General features: G+C 70.4%; 15 protein-coding genes. 8 read left to right on the forward strand and 7 right to left on the reverse strand.

Features of this window, described 5'->3' with window-relative positions:
* Positions 1–16: 16 nt before the first annotated feature.
* The 3 genes from tyrS to ABZX40_RS14140 all read right to left on the reverse strand — a co-directional run bounded on the left by tyrS (position 17) and on the right by ABZX40_RS14140 (position 4,413).
* Positions 17–1,285, reverse strand: coding sequence for a tyrosine--tRNA ligase (gene tyrS / locus ABZX40_RS14130; RefSeq protein WP_355735236.1), 1,269 nt, complete (start codon positions 1,283–1,285; stop codon positions 17–19).
* A gap of 130 nt (positions 1,286–1,415) precedes the next feature.
* Positions 1,416–2,807: a metallopeptidase TldD-related protein gene (locus tag ABZX40_RS14135; RefSeq protein ID WP_355735239.1), complete on the reverse strand. Its 1,392-nt coding sequence runs from the start codon at positions 2,805–2,807 to the stop codon at positions 1,416–1,418.
* Between the two features lie 82 nt (positions 2,808–2,889).
* Positions 2,890–4,413, reverse strand: coding sequence for a TldD/PmbA family protein (locus tag ABZX40_RS14140; protein ID WP_355735242.1), 1,524 nt, complete (start codon positions 4,411–4,413; stop codon positions 2,890–2,892).
* Positions 4,414–4,655: 242 nt separating this feature from the next.
* On the opposite strand from ABZX40_RS14140, the gene fabG reads away from it, so the two are divergent.
* From fabG to ABZX40_RS14155, 3 genes are all read left to right on the forward strand, one after another.
* Positions 4,656–5,375 carry a 3-oxoacyl-[acyl-carrier-protein] reductase gene (gene fabG, locus ABZX40_RS14145; protein WP_355735348.1) on the forward strand — a complete coding sequence of 240 codons (720 nt, stop codon included), beginning with the start codon at positions 4,656–4,658 and terminating at the stop codon, positions 5,373–5,375.
* A 5-nt stretch (positions 5,376–5,380) separates the two neighbouring features.
* Entirely contained in the window at positions 5,381–6,148 is a 768-nt protein-coding gene (gene fabI / locus ABZX40_RS14150; RefSeq protein WP_355735245.1) for an enoyl-ACP reductase FabI, read from the forward strand.
* 195 nt (positions 6,149–6,343) lie between these two features.
* Complete coding sequence (locus tag ABZX40_RS14155) at positions 6,344–6,685, forward strand: hypothetical protein (protein ID WP_355735248.1); 342 nt, start codon at positions 6,344–6,346, stop codon at positions 6,683–6,685.
* Here the strand turns inward: ABZX40_RS14155 and ABZX40_RS14160 are convergent.
* Positions 6,660–7,355 (reverse strand): FadR/GntR family transcriptional regulator, encoded by a 696-nt coding sequence (locus ABZX40_RS14160; protein ID WP_355735250.1) that lies wholly within the window; start codon positions 7,353–7,355, stop codon positions 6,660–6,662. The two genes, ABZX40_RS14155 and ABZX40_RS14160, sit on opposite strands and share 26 nt — an antisense overlap.
* A gap of 196 nt (positions 7,356–7,551) precedes the next feature.
* Here ABZX40_RS14160 and ABZX40_RS14165 point away from each other — a divergent pair, with 196 nt between their 5' ends.
* The 4 genes from ABZX40_RS14165 to ABZX40_RS14180 all read left to right on the forward strand — a co-directional run bounded on the left by ABZX40_RS14165 (position 7,552) and on the right by ABZX40_RS14180 (position 10,378).
* Positions 7,552–9,003: a CynX/NimT family MFS transporter gene (locus ABZX40_RS14165; RefSeq protein WP_355735253.1), complete on the forward strand. Its 1,452-nt coding sequence runs from the start codon at positions 7,552–7,554 to the stop codon at positions 9,001–9,003.
* A 156-nt stretch (positions 9,004–9,159) separates the two neighbouring features.
* Positions 9,160–9,273 carry an SGM_5486 family transporter-associated protein gene (locus ABZX40_RS14170; protein WP_355735256.1) on the forward strand — a complete coding sequence of 38 codons (114 nt, stop codon included), beginning with the start codon at positions 9,160–9,162 and terminating at the stop codon, positions 9,271–9,273.
* Between the two features lie 265 nt (positions 9,274–9,538).
* Positions 9,539–9,745, forward strand: coding sequence for a hypothetical protein (locus ABZX40_RS14175; protein WP_355735259.1), 207 nt, complete (start codon positions 9,539–9,541; stop codon positions 9,743–9,745).
* 114 nt (positions 9,746–9,859) lie between these two features.
* Positions 9,860–10,378 (forward strand): histidine phosphatase family protein, encoded by a 519-nt coding sequence (locus ABZX40_RS14180; RefSeq protein WP_355735262.1) that lies wholly within the window; start codon positions 9,860–9,862, stop codon positions 10,376–10,378.
* Positions 10,379–10,700: 322 nt separating this feature from the next.
* Here ABZX40_RS14180 and serB read toward each other — a convergent pair whose 3' ends face one another.
* Positions 10,701–11,909, reverse strand: coding sequence for a phosphoserine phosphatase SerB (gene serB, locus ABZX40_RS14185; RefSeq protein WP_355735265.1), 1,209 nt, complete (start codon positions 11,907–11,909; stop codon positions 10,701–10,703).
* A 185-nt stretch (positions 11,910–12,094) separates the two neighbouring features.
* A complete protein-coding gene (locus tag ABZX40_RS14190; protein ID WP_355735268.1) occupies positions 12,095–14,362 on the reverse strand; it encodes a streptophobe family protein in 2,268 nt (755 codons plus the stop codon).
* A 224-nt stretch (positions 14,363–14,586) separates the two neighbouring features.
* Here ABZX40_RS14190 and ABZX40_RS14195 point away from each other — a divergent pair, with 224 nt between their 5' ends.
* Positions 14,587–17,403, forward strand: a complete 2,817-nt coding sequence (locus ABZX40_RS14195) for an FHA domain-containing protein (protein WP_355735271.1) — start codon at positions 14,587–14,589, stop codon at positions 17,401–17,403.
* A 149-nt stretch (positions 17,404–17,552) separates the two neighbouring features.
* Here the strand turns inward: ABZX40_RS14195 and ABZX40_RS14200 are convergent, their stop codons facing one another.
* Entirely contained in the window at positions 17,553–18,383 is an 831-nt protein-coding gene (locus ABZX40_RS14200; protein ID WP_355735273.1) for a transglycosylase SLT domain-containing protein, read from the reverse strand.
* Positions 18,384–18,449: the final 66 nt, after the last annotated feature.

Raw genomic sequence — 18,449 nt, forward strand, 5'->3', positions numbered from 1 at the left:
ACTCACTCACCGCGGGTCAGACCCCGCTCACCGCGACAGCCGCCAGATTCCGCTTCCCCCGCCGCAGTACCAGCCACTTCCCGTGCAGCAGATCCCCGGCGACGGGGACGGCGTCCTCGGCGGTCACCTTGACGTTGTTCACGTAGGCGCCGCCCTCCTTCACCGTCCGCCGCGCCGCCGACTTGCTCGCCACCAGTCCCACCACGGCGAACAGATCCACCACAGGCACCAGTCCGGACACCTCGATGTGCGGCACCTCGGTCAGCGCGGCGACGAGCGTCCGCTCGTCCAGCGACTCCAGCTCGCCCTGTCCGAACAGCGCCCGGCTCGCGGCGATCACGGCCTCCGTCTGCGCGGCGCCGTGCACCAGCGTCGTCAGCTCCTCCGCCAGCGCCCGCTGCGCGGCCCGCGCCTGCGGGCGCTCCCGGGTCTGCTCCTCCAGCTCCTCCAGCTCCGCGCGGGACCTGAACGACAGGATCCGCAGGTACGTCGAGACGTCCCGGTCGTCCACGTTCAGCCAGAACTGGTAGAACGCGTACGGCGATGTCATGTCCGGGTCCAGCCAGACGGCGCCACTCTCGGTCTTGCCGAACTTGGTGCCGTCCGCCTTGGTCATCAGCGGCGTCGCCAGCGCGTGCACCTGGGCCTGCGGCTCCAGCCGGTGAATCAGGTCCAGGCCCGCCGTGAGGTTGCCCCACTGGTCGCTGCCGCCCTGCTGGAGCGTGCAGCCATGCCGCCGGTACAGCTCCAGGAAGTCCATGGCCTGGAGCAGTTGGTAGCTGAACTCGGTGTAGCTGATGCCCTCCTCGGACTCCAGCCGACGGGCGACCGAGTCCTTGGTGAGCATCTTGTTGACCCGGAAGTGCTTGCCGATGTCCCGCAGGAACTCGATCGCGGACAGCCCGGCCGTCCAGTCCAGGTTGTTCACCATCACGGCGGCGTTGTCGCCCTCGAACGAGAGGAACGGCTCGATCTGCGAGCGCAGTCGGGTGACCCAGGCGGCGACCGTCTCCGGGTCGTTCAGCGTGCGCTCTGCGGTCGGGCGGGGGTCGCCGATCTGACCGGTGGCGCCACCGACCAGGGCCAGCGGACGCAGGCCCGCCTGCTGGAGTCGGCGCATGGTGAGCACCTGCACCAGATGCCCGACATGCAGACTGGACGCCGTCGGATCGAAGCCGCAATAGAACGTGACGGGGCCGTCCGCGAGCGCCTTGCGCAAAGCGTCCTCATCGGTGGACTGGGCGAACAGCCCGCGCCACTTCAGCTCGTCGACGATGTCCGTCACGGTTCTCGTGTCTCCTCGAAAGATCTTCTGAGATCTTCTGTGATCTTTTGATCGAATGATCTGCTGGTAGCGGTTCGAACGATCGTCGGGTGGTCGGACGCCACCCGACGGCGAACGAACGTCTACGAGGTTATACGCCCTGGCTGACCGAGCTCATATTGAAATCCGGCACCCGCAGCGGGGGCATCGCCGCGCGGGTGAACCAGTCGCTCCACTCCCTGGGCAGGGTCTTCTCGGTGCGCCCGGCCTCGGCGGCCCGGCCCAGCAGATCGACCGGCGACTCGTTGAACCGGAAGTTGTTCACCTCGCCGGTCACCTCGCCGTTCTCCACCAGGTACACCCCGTCCCGGGTCAGCCCGGTGAGCAGCAGCGTCGCCGGATCGACCTCACGGATGTACCAGAGGCAGGTGAGCAGCAGCCCGCGCTCGGTGGCGGCCACCATCTCCTCCAGGGAGCGGTCCGTACCGCCGTCCAGGATCAGGTTCCCGATGTTCGGCGCCACAGGCAGCCCGGTCAGCGCGGCGCTGTGCCGGCTGGTGGTCAGCCGATGCAGCTCACCCGCGCGCATCCAGTCCGTGGCGCCCAGCGGCAGCCCGTTGTCGAAGACCGATTGATCACCGCCCGACGAGTGAGCGATCATGAACGGCGCGGACTCCAGCCCAGGTTCGCTCGGATCGCTGCGGAGCGTCAGCGGCAGCCCGGCGAGCCGTTCGCCGATCCGGGTCCCGCCCGACTTGGAGAACACCGTCCGGCCCTCGGCCGCGTCCCGGCCCGACGCCGACCACATCTGGTAGATCAGCAGGTCCGCGACCGCGGTCGGCGGCAGCAGCGTCTCGTACCGCCCGGCCGGCAGTTCCACCCGCCGCTCGGCCCAGCCCAGCCGTACGGCCAGCTCCGCGTCCAGCGCCGCCGGGTCGACGTCCTTGAAGTCCCGTGTGGAACGCCCCGCCCACGCCGAGCGGGTGCGGTCGGGCGACTTGGCGTTCAGCTCCAGCGTGCCGGTCGGCTGATCGTGCCGCAGCCGCAGCCCGGTCGACGTGCCGACATAGGTCGACACCAGCTCGTGATTGGCGAAACCGTACAGCTCGCGACCGCCCTCCCGCGCGCGGGCGAACGCCTCGCCCAGCGCGGGTGCGAAGTCGGCGAACACGGCGGACGACGTTTCCGCCGGCGCGTCCGTGAAGTCCGGGCTCGCGGGGACGCCGGTCACCAGTGCCTGGGCGTCCTCGGCCGGACCGGCGCCCCGGGCGGCGGCCTCGGCGGCCCGCACCAGCGGCTCCAGCTCGTCCGCCGTCAGCGCGGCCCGGGATACCACCCCGGAGGCGGTGCCCTCCTTGCCGTCCACGGTCGCGATCACCGTGAGCGTCCGACCGCGGGTGACCCCGTTCGTGGTCAGCGTGTTGCCCGCCCAGCGCAGATTGGCGGTCGAATGCTCGTCCGCGATCACAACACACCCATCGGCGCGCGAAAGCTCAAGAGCGCGCTCGACCATCTCGTACGGCTTGCTGACGGCGGCGCTCATCGCCCGGCCTCCTGGATCGTGGTGAGACTGCGCTGTCCCGGGAGACGGCCCCAGGGACCCCGGCGGAATCCGGTGATGACCCTCATCGGCCCGCCTCCTGCGTGGTGTTGAGGATGTTGACGCCCTTGAAGAGCGCGGACGGGCAGCCGTGCGAGACCGCCGCGACCTGGCCCGGCTGGGCCTTGCCGCAGTTGAAGGCACCGCCCAGGACATAGGTGCCCGGCCCGCCGACGGCCGCCATGGAGCCCCAGAAGTCGGTCGTGGTCGCCTGGTAGGCCACGTCCTTGAGCTGCCCGGTGATCCGGCCGTTCTCGATCCGAAAGAACCGCTGACCGGTGAACTGGAAGTTGTACCGCTGCATATCGATCGACCAGGAACGATCACCGACCACATAGATGCCCCGGTCCACGCTCCCGATCAGATCCTCCGTGGACAGCCCCGCCGGATCGGGCCGGAGCGACACATTGGCCATCCGCTGCACCGGCACATGTCCGGGCGAGTCGGCGAACGCGCATCCATTGGACCGCTCGAACCCGGTCAGCCGGGCGATCCGCCGGTCCAGCTGGTACCCCACCAGGGTGCCGTCCCTGACCAGGTCCCAGGACTGGGCGGCCACTCCCTCATCGTCGTACCCGATCGTCGCCAGCCCGTGTTCCGCCGTGCGGTCACCGGTCACGTTCATCAGGTCCGAGCCGTACCGGAGCTTGCCCAGTTGATCGAACGTGGCGAAGGAGGTCCCGGCGTAGGCCGCCTCGTAGCCGAGCGCGCGATCGAGCTCGGTCGCGTGCCCGATCGATTCATGAATGGTCAGCCACAGGTTCGAAGGATCAACGACCAGATCGTACGATCCCGGCTCGACGCTCGGCGCGCGCATCTTCTCGGCGAGCAGCCCCGGGATCCGCTCCAGTTCCCCGTCCCAGTCCCAGCCGGTCCCGGTCAGATACTCCCAGCCCCGCCCGACCGGCGGCTGGAGCGTGCGCATGGAGTCGAACTCGCCGCTGGAGTCGTCCACCGACACCGCCGTGAGCTGCGGATGCAGCCGCACCCGCTGCTGGGTCGTCACGGTTCCGGCGGTGTCCGCGTAGAACTTGTTCTCGTGCACGGTCAGCAGCGAGGCGTCCACATGGTCGACCCCGTCCGCCGCCAGCAGCCGCCCGCTCCACTCGGCGAGCAGCCCCGCCTTCTCCTCGTCGGGCACATCGAACGGATCGATCTCGTACGAGGAGATCCAGGTCCGGTCGGCGTGAACGGGTTCGTCGGCCAGTTCCACCCGCTCATTCGATCCCGCCGCCGTGATCACTTGAGCGGAGAGCTTCGCCATGGCCACCGCCTGCGCGGCGACCTTCGCGGCGGCGTCCATGGTCAGATCCACGCCCGACGCGAACCCCCAGGTCCCGCCGTGCACCACACGTACCGCGTACCCGAGGTCGGTGGTGTCCGATGACCCGGACGGCCTGCCGTCCCGCAGCCGCCAGGACGCGCTGCGCACCCGTTCCAGCCGGAAGTCGGCATGCTCCGCCCCCAGCGCACGCGCGCGTGCCAGCGCCGCGTCCGCCAGGGCGCGCAGCGGAAGCGCCGTGAAGGCTTCGTCGATGGTATGAGGCACCGGGGGTCTCCCTGCTGTCGTCGCCTGTCGGCTCCGATCATGTCGCGTACGCGGGTGTGCGGACCACACGTTTGCCGCCTCCGCGCGGCGGCGATCTGTAGGGATCCGACAGCGAGCCCCGCGAGCCACTGTCGGTGCCCGAATGCCCGCCCGGCCAGGGCGACCGATAGGTTTCCGGTAAAGCCGCTCGTCGACCCGATGCTCGGGCGGATATGTCAGACCCCTATCGAAAGGGTGATCCGTTGAGCCGCTCGGTTCTCGTCACCGGAGGCAACCGGGGCATCGGCCTCGCCATCGCCCGCGCATTCGCCGACGCCGGCGACAAGGTCGCGATCACATACCGCTCGGGCGAGCCGCCGACCGCCCTCACGGAACTGGGCTGCCTCGCCGTGAAGTGCGACATCACCGACACCGAGCAGGTCGAGCAGGCGTACAAGGAGATCGAGGACGCGCACGGCCCCGTCGAGGTCCTGGTCGCCAACGCCGGCATCACCAAGGACCAGCTGCTGATGCGGATGTCCGAGGAGGACTTCACCTCCGTCGTCGACACCAACCTCACCGGCACCTTCCGGGTCGTCAAGCGCGCCAACCGCGGCATGCTGCGCGCCAAGAAGGGCCGTGTCGTGCTCATCTCGTCGGTGGTCGGTCTGCTCGGCAGCGCTGGTCAGGCCAACTACGCCGCCTCCAAGGCTGCTCTGGTCGGTTTTGCTCGTTCGCTCAGCCGTGAGCTCGGATCGCGCAACATCACGTTCAATGTCGTCGCGCCCGGTTTCGTGGATACCGACATGACCAAGGTGCTCACCGACGAGCAGCGCGCGAACATCGTCAAGCAGGTGCCGCTGGGCCGTTATGCGACGCCCGAGGAGGTTGCCGCGACGGTGCGGTTCCTGGCCTCGGACGACGCCTCGTACATCACTGGAGCCGTCATCCCTGTTGACGGCGGACTGGGAATGGGTCACTGATCACCATGAGCGGAATCCTCGACGGCAAGCGCATTCTGATCACCGGTGTGCTGATGGAGTCCTCCATCGCCTTCCACGCCGCGAAGCTGGCCCAGGAGCAGGGCGCCGAGATCATCCTTACGGCGTTCCCCCGGCCCACCCTGACCGAGCGCATCGCCCGCAAGCTGCCCAAGCCCACCAAGGTCATCGAGCTGGACGTCAGCAATGACGAGCACCTCGCGCGCCTGGCCGACCTGGTCGGCGAGGAGCTGGGCGGCCTCGACGGCATCGTGCACTCCATCGGCTTCGCCCCGCAGGACGCGCTCGGCGGCAACTTCCTCAACACGCCCTTCGAGTCCGTGGCGACCGCCATGCACGTCTCGGCGTTCTCCCTGAAGTCGCTCACCATGGCGTGCCTGCCGCTGATGCAGAACGGCGGCTCGGTCGTCGGCCTCACCTTCGACGCCCAGTACGCCTGGCCGCAGTACGACTGGATGGGCCCCGCCAAGGCCGCCCTGGAGGCCACCAGCCGCTACATGGCGCGGGACCTCGGCAAGCAGAACATCCGCTGCAACCTGATCTCCGCCGGGCCGCTCGCTTCCATGGCCGCCAAGTCCATCCCGGGCTTCAGCGACCTGGCCTCGGTCTGGGACAGCCGCTCCCCGCTGGAGTGGGACCTGAAGGACCCGGAGCCGGCCGGCCGGGGCATCGTCGCCCTGCTCAGCGACTGGTTCCCGAAGACCACCGGCGAGATCATCCACGTCGACGGCGGACTGCACGCCATCGGCGCCTGATCACCACGCCGACACGCCGAGGGCTCGCGTCCCGCACAGCACCACCGGACGCGGGCCCTCGGCGTGTCCGGGCGTGTCCCCCGTTCGGCCCATCCGGCCGGGCGGGACCCGCCCGTAACTGGGCACCCTGAAAGAGGCGTTCACTTCCCGCCTTCCTCCCCAGCACGACCCGGTACGGCCGAGGAGGTCCCCCTTGTGCGCTTCTCCCGCAGCATGGCCTCAGCGACCCTTGCCGCCGCCCTCGTGCTGGCGGCGCCCCTCGCTACCGCGGCCCACGCGCGCGGGGACGCGCAGACCGCCCTGTCCGGCGCCGAGTGCCGCACCCGTGTCGACGGCTCGCACGTGACCGCCTACTGCCACAACCCCTATCCCGAGACCGACCGGCTGCGGCTGCACATCGAGTGCGCGCGCTGGTGGGACCTCGACAGCGACGGCCGGGCCACCGACGCCCGGCCCGCGACGACCGTACGGCTCGCCGGGCGCTGCTGGAAGGAGGTCCGCGCGGCCTGGGTCAGCCACCAGAACCGGGGGAGCTAAACCGCGCGAGGCGGCACAGGAACGGATAGCTCGCGGCCTCCGCGCCCGCCGTATCGGCGTCCCGCGCGCGGATGGCGTCCAGCAGCCGGGTGTGATCCATGTGCGTGTCCGGCGTCAGCACCTCGCCGATGTCCTCGCGCAGCCAGTCCCGCAGCACCTCGCCCAGGTCCGCGTACATCTGCGTCATGGCGTCGTTGTGCGAGGCCGCCACCACGGCCAGGTGGAAGGTCGCGTCGGCGGTCACGAACACTTCCGCGTCCCCGGTGTGCCACGCCTCCTCGCGCCGCTCCAGGAGGGTGTCCAGCTGCTTGAGGTCCTTTTCGGTGCGTCGCTCGGCGGCCAGCCGGGCCGCGGCCGACTCCAGCGTCGAACGCAGCTCGGCGATATGGCGCGGGTCGGCGTCCGCGAACCGGCGGTGCATCACACCCGCCAGCTCACTCGTGGCCACGACCCAGGTGCCGGAGCCCTGGCGGATGTCGAGCAGGCCGTTGTGCGCGAGCGCGCGGACCGCCTCACGGACCGTGTTGCGGGCGACGCCGAGCTGCTCGACCAGCTCCGGCTCGGTCGGAATGCGCGAGCCGACCGGCCACTCACCGGACGTGATCTGGTTCCGCAGCGCGGCGATGACCTGCTCGGACAGGGCCGAGCGACGCGGATGGCTCAGGGGCATGGCACCTCATGGCTCACAAGGGCCGGCGGGATGACGGACGCCGGACAACGGACGAGCAAGGGGACGAGCGAGCAGGGGATGAGTGAGAACGAGCGAGAGCGAACGAAAGCGAGCGAGAGAACGAACAAGGACTGGTCGTACGAACATAGGCGAGCACATCGACAACCAATCATCCCATGATTCTATGATGGAGCCCATGCAGCGCGAGGACACCACCACGACAGCACCCGTCGGCAGTTCGGCCGGTACCGCCCCCGAGGCGCCCGGACGCGGCGGCACGCGCGCGTGGGCGATGCGTCTGCTGGTCGTCGGCATCGTGCTCGCCGCGGTCAACCTCCGCCCCGCGATCACCAGCCTCGGCGCCCTCCTCGAAGAGGTCCGCGACGGCCTCGGCATGAGCGGCAGCGTGGCCGGACTGCTCACCTCGGTCCCGCCGCTCTGCTTCGCGATCTTCGGCGTCATGGCGCCCCGCCTGGCCCGCCGCTTCGGCCCCGGCGCGGTCGTGTGCGCGGGCATGGCCGCGATCACCGCGGGCCTGCTCATACGGCCGTACACGGGCGGTACGGCGGGCTTCCTGGCCGCCAGCGCCCTGGCCCTCATGGGCATCGCCGTGAGCAATGTCCTGATGCCGGTGATCGTCAAGCGCTGGTTCCCGGACCGGGTCGGCTCCATGACCGGCCTGTACTCCATGGCCCTCGCCTTCGGCACGTCCACCGCGGCGGCGGTCACCGTCCCCGTCGCCGGAGCCCTGGGCGGCTGGCAGCCGGGCCTCGCCGTCTGGGCGGCCATCGCGGCCATGGCCGTACTCCCGTGGATCCCGTTCGTACGGAGGTCGGGGGCACCCTCGGAGACCGACACACGCGCGTCGACGGGGACAGGCACGCAGGGGCTGGCGCGGACCGGCACGTATGGGCCGGTGGTGACGGACGCACGCCAGCCGACGGAGACCACTGCGGGACGGTCCCCCAGGACCGGCGCACAGGAGCCGACGCGAACGGCCCCGCCCGGATCGGACGGGCAGCCCGCGCGCGAGGAGCCGCCCGTCCGCCTGCGGATCACCCGCAGCCGTACCGCCTGGGCGCTCGCGGTGTTCTTCGGGCTCCAGGCCACCGCCGCCTACATCACCATGGGCTGGATGGCGCAGATCTTCCGTGACGCGGGCGTCTCCGCCGACACCGCCGGACTGCTGCTCGCCGTGACCATGGTCATGGGCGTGCCCCTCGCCTTCGTCATCCCGCGTCTGGCCACCCGGCTGCCCCACCAGGGCCCCATCGTGCTCGTCCTCGGCGTGTGCGGCCTGGCCGGATACGCTGGCCTGTACTTCGCCCCCGCGGGCGGCGCCTGGGCCTGGGCCGTCCTGCTCGGCATCGCCAACTGCGCCTTCCCGCTGGCCCTGACGATGGTCGGTATGCGCGCGAGGACCGGTACGGGCGTGGCCCAGCTCTCCGCCTTCGCCCAGAGCACGGGGTATCTGATCTCCATCCCGGGCCCGCTCCTGGTCGGCGTCCTCTACCAGCACAGCGGCGGCTGGGGAGTGCCCATCGCCCTGATGGCCGCGCTGATGATCCCGCAGATCCTGGTCGGTCTCCTCGCGGGCCGCGACCGGACGGTGGAGGCGGAGGCGGAGGCCGCGGCGGCGGCACGCTGAGGGGCCGGCGCGAGCGACGGAGCGACGACGCGCGTTCCGCGTTCCGAGCCCTCCATCCCACCGGGCCCCCATCCCACCGATCCCCCCCCATCCCCCGATCCTCACGCCCCCGACCCCCCTGACGACCCCCCGTCACAGGGATGGGAGACTGACCGCATGGTGCTCGACCCGAATCCCCAGAACGGCCAGAAGAAGATGCTGCTCATCTTCGGCTCGTTCTTCGCCATCTTCGTGATCATCGGCATCATCGCGACAATCGTGTCGCCCTGACGGGCCCGTACCCCCGCATCCCGGCGTCCCGGCAGCCCGGCACGTGTCTGGTGGATCGGGTTCACCCTCGTCGCCACGGCGACCGGCACCCGCATGGCTGAGCCCGGCGGCGCCCGATGGTGGGGGTAGCCCCACCATCCCCTAGGGGGTCAGGGTCAGGGTCAAGTGGGTGGATCACCGGATGGGTTGAGGGCCGCGGAGTCCGTACCTTCGAAGTGTGGCCGCGAGCAGCGGACGCTCACCCCTCGAAGACGCGGAGGCACTCATGTCGGCCCCTACGTACACCCGGCCCCACCCGGCCAGCACGGGCCGTACCGTCACCCGTCTGCCCTGGTGGGCCCTCGCCCTGCCGACTCTCGCGTTCGTCACGCTGCTCGCGCTGATACTCAACCCCGCCGACGCCCACGCGGCCGGTGGCGAGCCCGCCATCACCCACATCCTGGACGCGATCCGGCAGCTGATCGCCCGCTGACCGAAGGAGGCGGCACCGCGTGCCCTCCCCACCCCGCCGCAGCCCTCGGAAACCGGGCGAATCCCCAAGTCAACTACCTGCGCCCCATGGCGTGTTTCATGCGAAGCTGGGGCCATGAGCGTCGCAGAACCCCGCAGGATTGTCCTCTTCCGGCATGCGAAAGCCGACTGGCCCCAGGTGAACGACCATGAGCGTCCGCTCGCCGAGCGAGGCCGTCTCGACGCCGCCGAAGCCGGGCGCAGACTCACCGACACGGGCATCGCCTTCGATCTGGCCCTGTGCTCCACGGCGACCCGGACCCGCGAGACCTGGAAGCTCGCCGTCCAGGAGTTCCCGCACCGGCCGAAGACCGTCTACGAGGAGCGCATCTACGAGGCCGCTCCCGGCGATCTGATCGCGCTGCTCAACGAGACACCCGACGACGTCCGCAACATTCTGTTGATCGGCCACAACCCCGGCGTCCAGGCCCTGGCCGAGGTCCTCGCCGGCACCGCCGAGGCCGAGCCCCGTGAGCGGATGAGCCGCCGGGGCTTCCCGGCCGCCGCCTTCGCCGTCCTGACGACGGACAGCCCCTGGAAGAACCTGGAGCCGGGCGCCGCGGCACTGGCCGACTTCTGGGCCCCGTCCGAGTGAGAACCGCGTAGCACACCCCGGAGAAGCCCAGCACCGGACCAGAACAACACCGGACCAGACCAGCACAGGAACAGAACAACACCATCGAAAGGCCACGACCGGAACGCCAGAGCAGTACGACGCCGTACGAGCAGATCAGAAAGGGCTCGGCATCAGACGATGCCGAGCCCCCTCACCACCACCAACATCCACCACCAGCGTCCGGAAGCCCCCGAAGCGCAGACGCCGGACACCTGCAAAGCCCCCTCAGGGCACCCGCACGCGGCACCCGCCACACGGCAACCCTGCGCGCGGCACCCACACGCCACCCCGGAGGGGCCCGTCACTCCTCGTCGTGCGTATCCGCCGCCTCGACCTCTTCCCGGGTCACCCCGAGCAGGTACAGCACGGTGTCCAGGAACGGCACGTTCACCGCCGTGTGCGCGGCCTCCCGTACCACCGGCTTGGCGTTGAAGGCGACCCCCAGCCCGGCCGCGTTCAGCATGTCCAGGTCATTCGCACCGTCGCCGATGGCGACCGTCTGCGACAGCGGTACGCCCGCCTCCGCCGCGAAACGCCGGAGCAACCGCGCCTTGCCCGCCCGGTCCACGATCTCGCCGGTGACCCGGCCGGTGAGCTTGCCGTCGACGATCTCCAGCGTGTTGGCCTGCGCGAAGTCCAGCCCCAGCCGCTCCTTGAGATCATCGGTGACCTGGGTGAACCCGCCGGACACCACCCCGACTTGATAGCCGAGCCGCTTCAGCGTACGGATCAGGGTCCGCGCGCCCGGCGTCAGCCGCACCTCGCTGCGCACCTTCTCCACCACCGAGGCGTCCAGCCCTGCGAGCAGCGCCACGCGCGCGTGCAGCGACTGTTCGAAATCCAGTTCCCCGCGCATGGCCGCCGCGGTCACCTCGGCGACCTTGTCCTCGCACCCGGCGTGCGCGGCGAACAGTTCGATCACCTCGTCCTGGATGAGCGTGGAGTCCACGTCCATCACCACCAGCCGCTGGGCCCGCCGGTGCAGCCCGGCCGCGACGACCGCGATGTCGACCCCGAGTGCGGCGGCGCCGGTGGCCAGCGAGGTGCGCAGCGCCTCCGTCCCGACCCCCGACACCGCGAACTCCACGGCGGTCACCGGGTACTTGGCCAGCCGGAAGATGCGGTCGATGTTGCCGCCGGCCGCGGTGATCCGCGCGGCGATGGCCGCGGTTGCCTCGGCGGTCAGCGGATGACCGAGCACGGTCACCAGGGAGCGGCCCAGCCCACGTGGCCGGTTGTCGCCGGTCCCGGAGATGATCTCCGCCTGCAGCTTCATCGATTCTGCCCAGCTGTGGACGGTCGCCCGCAGTTCGCCCGCCAGCCCCTGGGGCGGCTCGGTGACGAGCGCGCACAGCGTGATCCGGCCACGGGTGACGACCTGCTCGATGTCGACCACGTCGACCGAGAAGGCGGCGAGGGTGTCGAAGAGCCCGGCCGTGATGCCCGGCCGGTCCTTGCCGAAGATCTTGACCAGGAGGGTGGGGAAGTCTGAGGTCTGCGAAGGGCTCATGGTGCCTCCACCGTATCCGGCACCCAGTGCCTACCGCCTCCGTGGTCCGTCTGGCGGACACGGAACAATGGATGTCCGGTCGGTGTCGTACACCCGAAAAATCACCTCTGGTACGAGGTGCGCACGAGGTCCGTACGAGGTGCCCATCAGGCGCGTGCCAGGTGCCTACCAGGTGCGTACGAGGCTCAGTGGCGGCCCTTCGGCCGACCGGGCGGCGGAGGCGGTCCGTCCTCCGGCGAGGTCGGCGGCGGCAGGTGTGGCGGGGGAGGGGGCGGTACGACGGGTCCGGCCTCGGTGGGTGCCTCGTGGACTCGGTCGGCCGACCAGGCCCCTTCAGCCAGCCCGGTCTCTTCGGTCGCCCCCGTTCCTTCGGCCGCCCTCGTTCCTTCGGCCGCCCTCGTTCCTTCAGTCGGCCTGGCCCCGCCCGCCGCCCCGGCCCCGTACACCCACCCCACCCCAGGCACTGGTCCGCCGCCAGGCTCAGGCCAGCCCGACCGCCCCGGCTCCTGCCCCTCACCCCGCCCTTTCGAACCCGGGCGGCCCCCTTCACCCCGCACGTCTTCCACCGCCCGCAGATAAGGATTCGTCGCCGTGTTGGGCGGCCGATACGGCACCTGAGGCGCGTATGGCCCTGCTGCCTCCGTCACCCCAGGTGCGTACGGCGCTTCCGCCTTCGCCGCCACCCCCGTCACGTCACCGAGTGCCACCCCAGCCCCCGTCCCCACCCCCGTCCCCTCTTCCGGCACCTGCCCTTCCACCCGCACTGTCCCCACCCCCTCCACCCCCACAGCCCGCCGCCCCGCAGCCCCCGTACCCCACGCCAACAGCGCCCCCAGAACCCCGGCCCCGACCCCCCACACCGCGCCCAGCGCCACCCCCGCCCCAAGATGCCCCCGCAGTTCGATCCCGGCGCCGAAGGCGTCGACCCCGAGCACCGACAGCGAGGCGTCCACCGAGACACCCGCCAGCCGCCCGAGCAACGGCACCGCCACCGCCGTAGCAACCCCCAAAGGCACCGCACACCGCCGAACAAACCCCAGAACACCACCCCGGCCCCCACCCCCGCCCTCACCTCCACCCGCAAACCCCACCCCCTCCACCCTCTCCACCTTCCCCACCGGCGTCCGCACCCCCGTCCACACCCCCGCCAGCAGCATCAGCACCCCCACCCCGACCGCCAGCAACCACACCCGCCCGTCCAGTTCCGCCAGTCGGCCGACCGTGACGGGACCGTCCGCCCCGGCCAGCAGCTCGTCCAGCGGATCCGGCAGGAACCGGGTCAACGGGCCGGTCGCCTCACCCTCGTACGGCACGAAGAGGCCGATCGGGACGCCGAGCCAGACCCCGTTCGGCGCGCCCAGCAGCGCCGCGCCGACGATCCGCCGGGGATGGTCGTCGCCGATCGCCGCGTACCCCGCCGCCGCGAGCCCCGCAGCGACCGCCACCAGCAACACCGCGACCAGCGACGACACCGCGGGCCGCACCACCCGGTGGACAAAGGCGAGCCCGCGCGGCAGCGGGGTCCGACGCGAGGCCAGCAGCGCGATCAACAGCACACCCAGCACCCAGCACAGCCCGCCGAGCAGCGTCGGCACGGTGTCCACGGTGAACCCGACCGCCGCCTTCGCGTCGATCAGATCGCCGACCCGGTCCGGCAGCAGCCCACCGATGTCGCCCACGTCCCCGAGCCCGGGAATCTCAATCCCACCGACATCCCCACCGCCCCCACCACCGTCACTCCCACTCCCACTCCCACCCTCACCACCACCCCCGCCCCACCCCGGCCCCCCACCCAGACCAAGCGCACCCCCATCGATCGTGATCACATCGTCCCCCGCCCAGGCCAGCCCACCGAGCGCCGCCTCGAACAGCACCACGACCGCGCCCGCCCGCGCGAGGAGTTCGCCCAGCGACAGCGACACCACACCCCCCGAGGCCCGCCCGGATTCCGAGGCCCGCCCAGCCCCCGAGGCCCGCCCGGCCCGCGAACACTGCCCGGCCCGCGAAGACGGCCAGGACCGCGATGAGTGCCCAGACCGCGAAGACCGCGAAGACCGCGAAGACTGCGAAGACTGCGAAGACTGCGAAGCCCGCGAAGTCTGCGAAGCAACCCGCAGAGACCGCAGGAAAATCCAGGACAAAAGGAGCGCACCGACCAGACTGACGCCCAATGGCGTGATCTCGATGGCCGTCGACGCCTCCGCGCCCACCAGACCGAACGCGGACATGTCTCCCGACGGACTCACCGAACCGCCCGCCCCGAGCGCCACGACCGCCGCGGTCATCGGCCCGAGCGAGCCGGCCGCGTCCGCCGTGTCCGCCTCCAGCAGATGCAACCCGAGCGCCGCCGTGCCCGTCATCGCGATCAACGCCCAGCTCACAGCCGCGGCAGCGGACAGCAGTACGTCGATCCACGGCACCGGCCGAGCGCGCCGTACGGTCTTCATACTCATCGCAGACCCCCCGATCCGCGGCGCGGCGCAGTGCCGCACACGTCCCCCTCGCCTGGAATACCACTCTCCGAGCGGGTTTCAACCCCTGCGACGACAAAGCCTCGGCACGGGTCCGGGCGCTGTTACAAGGTCCGGACAGGGCCCGTACAAGGCCCGACTTTCGGTCAAGGGGCCGCTCCTGAAATAGTTCCACCCGATGTTCGACATCCCTAGACTCCCTGTGCATGGGGGAAAAATCGGGGGACAACTCAGTGGGGCATGGAGTGCCGGAACTCGTACTGGAAACAAACGGACGGACCTGGACGCTCGACCCGTCCAGGCCCTACACACTCGGGCGCGATCCGCAAGGGGACGTCGTGTTCGACGACGCCAGGGTCTCCTGGCGGCACGCCACGGTCAGTTTCAACGGCCGTAGTTGGGTCATCGAGGACCACGGCAGCACCAACGGCACCTTTGTGCGGGGACAGCGGATCCAGCAGCTGGAGATCGGTCCCGGCTCGTCGGTGCATCTGGGCAACGCGACCGACGGCCCGCAGCTCAAGCTCTCGGGCGGCGCCGGAGGGACCCAGCCGGAGCAGCCGCAGCAATCGCAGCAGCCATACGCGGCCCAGGGCGCGCAAGGTGCGCAAGGCGCCCAGGGCCTGCACGGCGGGCCGAGCCCGGCCCAGACAGCCAACCCCGGCTGGACCCAGCAGCCCCCCCAGGCCCAAGCGGGACAAGCCGCCCAGCCCGCCCAGGCAGGCCACGCCGCCCAGCAGGCCCACCCCGGCTGGCAGCAACACGCCCCCCAGCTCCCCCACCAACACCAGTCCCACGCCGTGCAAGGCCAAGACCTGGGCCAAGGCCACGGCCAAGACCTCGGCCACGGCTACGCCCAAGGCCAGGGCCAGGGCCACAACCCCACCCCCCAGACACCCAGAGGACCCGGCGGCCCCGGAGGACCCGGCGGCGCCAGCGGTCCCGGCGTATCCACCGGCCCCACCGGCCCCACAAACCCCTCCCCACCCCACGGCGACCGCAGCCCCACCACCTTCCACCAGTTCTCCCTCGGCCGGGTCATGCGCATAGGCCGTGCCCTGGACAACGACCTGGTCGTCTCCGACCTCCAGGTCTCGCGCCATCACGCGGAGTTCCACTCCACGCCCGACGGCCGGATGGAGATCCGCGACCTCGGCTCGCACAACGGCACGTACGTCAACGGCCAGCCGATCACTAAGGGCGGCTCGCAGCTGCTCGGCCCGACCGACATCGTCGGTGTCGGCCACTCCACGTTCCGGATCGTCGGCGACCGCCTGGAGGAGTTCGTCGACACCGGCGAGGTGTCCTTCTCCGCGCGCCATCTCACCGTCACGGTCGACGGCGGGAAGCAGATCCTCAAGGACGTCTCCTTCGCCGTCCCGGAGAAGTCGCTGATCGCGGTCATCGGACCGTCCGGTTCCGGAAAGTCGACGCTGCTCAAGGCGCTGACCGGATACCGTCCCGCCAATCAGGGCGAGGTCCTGTACGACAACAGGAACCTCTACAAGCAGTTCGCCGAACTCCGCCAGCGCATCGGTCTGGTCCCGCAGGACGACATCCTGCACAAGGAACTGACCGTGAAGAAGGCTCTCAAGTACGCCGCCAAGCTCCGCTTCCCCGCCGACACCACCGGCCGGGAGCGCGAGGCGCGGATCGACGAGGTGCTGCGCGAGCTGAAGCTCGACATCCACAAGCACAAGAAGGTCACCTCCCTGTCCGGCGGCCAGCGCAAGCGGGTCTCCGTGGCCCTGGAACTGCTGACCAAGCCGTCACTGATCTTCCTGGACGAGCCGACCTCCGGCCTCGACCCGGGCATGGACCGCGATGTGATGCAGTTGCTGCGCGGCCTCGCCGACGACGGCCGCACGGTCCTGGTCGTCACCCACTCGGTGGCCGAGCTGGCCCTGTGCGACAAGCTCCTGGTGATGGCCCCGGGCGGCGCGGTCGCCTACTTCGGCCCGCCCGAGGAGGCGCTGAACTTCTTCGGTTACGACACCTGGGCCGATGTCTTCTCCGCTTTCGAGAACTACCGCGACTACGACTGGGCCGGCCGCTGGAAGGGCTCGCAGCACTACCAGATGTACGCCGCGGACATCGACGCCGTCGCCCCGCAGGCCGTACAGATGCCCGCCATGCCCGCGATGCAGGCCATCAAGCCGCCGAAGCCGCAGGGCTGGATGTCGCAGTGGATCACCCTGGTCCGCCGCTACACCTCGGTGATCGTCTCCGACAAGGGCTTCCTCGCCCTGATGGTGATCCTCCCGGCCGTGCTCGGCGCGGTCAGCCTGCTGATCGACCCGGACAAGGGCCTGCTGCCCAACCCGGCGAACGCACAGGGCCGCATCACCCCCAACGGCACGGCGACCACGGTCCTGCTGATCCTCGCCGTCGGCGCCACCTTCGCGGGCGCGGCGAACTCGGTCCGTGAACTGATCAAGGAACGCGTGATCTACGAGCGGGAGCGCGCAACCGGCCTGTCCCGCTCGGCGTATCTGATGTCGAAGGTGTTCGTGCTCGGCACGATCACCATGCTCCAGGGCCTGCTGGTCGGCGTGATCGGCTTCTCCAGCCGGGAGATCCCCGAGGAGGGCCTGGTCCTGGGCGGCATGACGCTCATCGAGCTGTCGCTGCCGATCATGGCGCTGGGCTTCACCTCGATGATGTTCGGTCTGATCATCTCGTCCCTGGTGAAGACCGCCGAGAAGACCATGCCCCTGCTGGTGATGTTCGCGATCATCCAGGTGGTCTTCACGGGCTGTCTGTTCGCCCTGAACGGCACGGTCGGCGTCAACCAGTTCTCCTACCTGATGCCGTCCCGCTGGGCGGTGGGCGCGGCCGGTGCCACGCTGGACTTCAACCGGATCAGCCCGCCCGAGGACGGCGGCGCGAACGACCCGCTCTGGGAGCACACCGCCGGCGCCTGGACCCTGGACATGGCCGCGCTGATCGTCCTGGGCGTGATCTGCGGCATCTTCGTGGCCCGCTTCCTGCGCCGCCACGAGCCCGAGGTCATGCGCAAGTAACCGCGCCCACCCGCCGCCGACGCGCGGCAACCCGTACAGCTGGGCGGCACCCCGCACAAGGGGTGCCGCCCATCGGCATCACAGCCACCGCCCAGGCGGCAGCCCGAAACCGCTGTCAGCCCGCAACCGGCATCAGCCCGCCACCAGCGTCAGTACGCCCCGTTCACATTGTCGATCGAGCCGTACTTGTCGGCCGCGTAGTTCGCGGCGGCGACGATGTTGGCGATCGGGTCGTAGATGTTCTTCGGCGTACCGGAGACGTGGTACGCGGCGAAGGTCGGCGGGATCACCTGGAGCAGCCCCTTGGAGGGCACGCCGTTGATGGCGTTGATGTCCCAGTTGTTGATCGCGTTCGGGTTGCCGGAGGACTCTCGCATGATGTTGCGGTGCAGCCCGTGGTAGCTGCCGGGGATGCCCTTGGACTCCATGACGTCCAGCGACTCCCGGATCCACCCGTCGAGGTTGTTCGGGTACGACGGGGCGGCCGGCTTGCTCTGCGGGCGCTCGGCGGAGCGGCTCGCCTGCTGCTCGGCACGGCGCTCGGCGGCGGCCTTCGCCGCGGCCCGCAGCTTCGCCTCGGCCTTGGCCTTGGCCGCCTCGGCGGCGGTCTGCTTCTGCGCGACGGCGTCCCGGGCGGCCTGCTTCTTCGCCTCGATGGCCTCGATCTTGACGCTGGCACCGGCGAGCTGGTCGGTGATGCTGGCCTTGACGTCCTTGATCGGCTCGGAGCTGTAGCTGATCTGCGGAGCGGCGGCGGCAGCAGCGCCGGGGGTGGCGGTGGTGGCGGTCTCGCCGTTCGCGGGGACCACGGTGAACGCCAGGGTGGCCGCGCTGAGCGCGCCGACACCGGCGAGGGCGGCCTTGCGCTGCCGGGGCAGCGCCCGCCCACGGGCGGCGGCACCGGACAGCCCGGACAGGCCGTTCCGGAGGGTGGCACCGGTCCGAGCGGCAAGACCGGAAAGCTCAATGTTCTTCGGCATGGCGAGGGGACCTCTTCGAGTAGCGGGGGCCGCTCAACATCCGCCGAGACAGGGGACTGTCCGCGA

It is taken from the genome of Streptomyces sp. NPDC004610, assembly GCF_040609715.1.
In the GTDB taxonomy this organism is placed as follows: Bacteria; Actinomycetota; Actinomycetes; order Streptomycetales; family Streptomycetaceae; genus Streptomyces.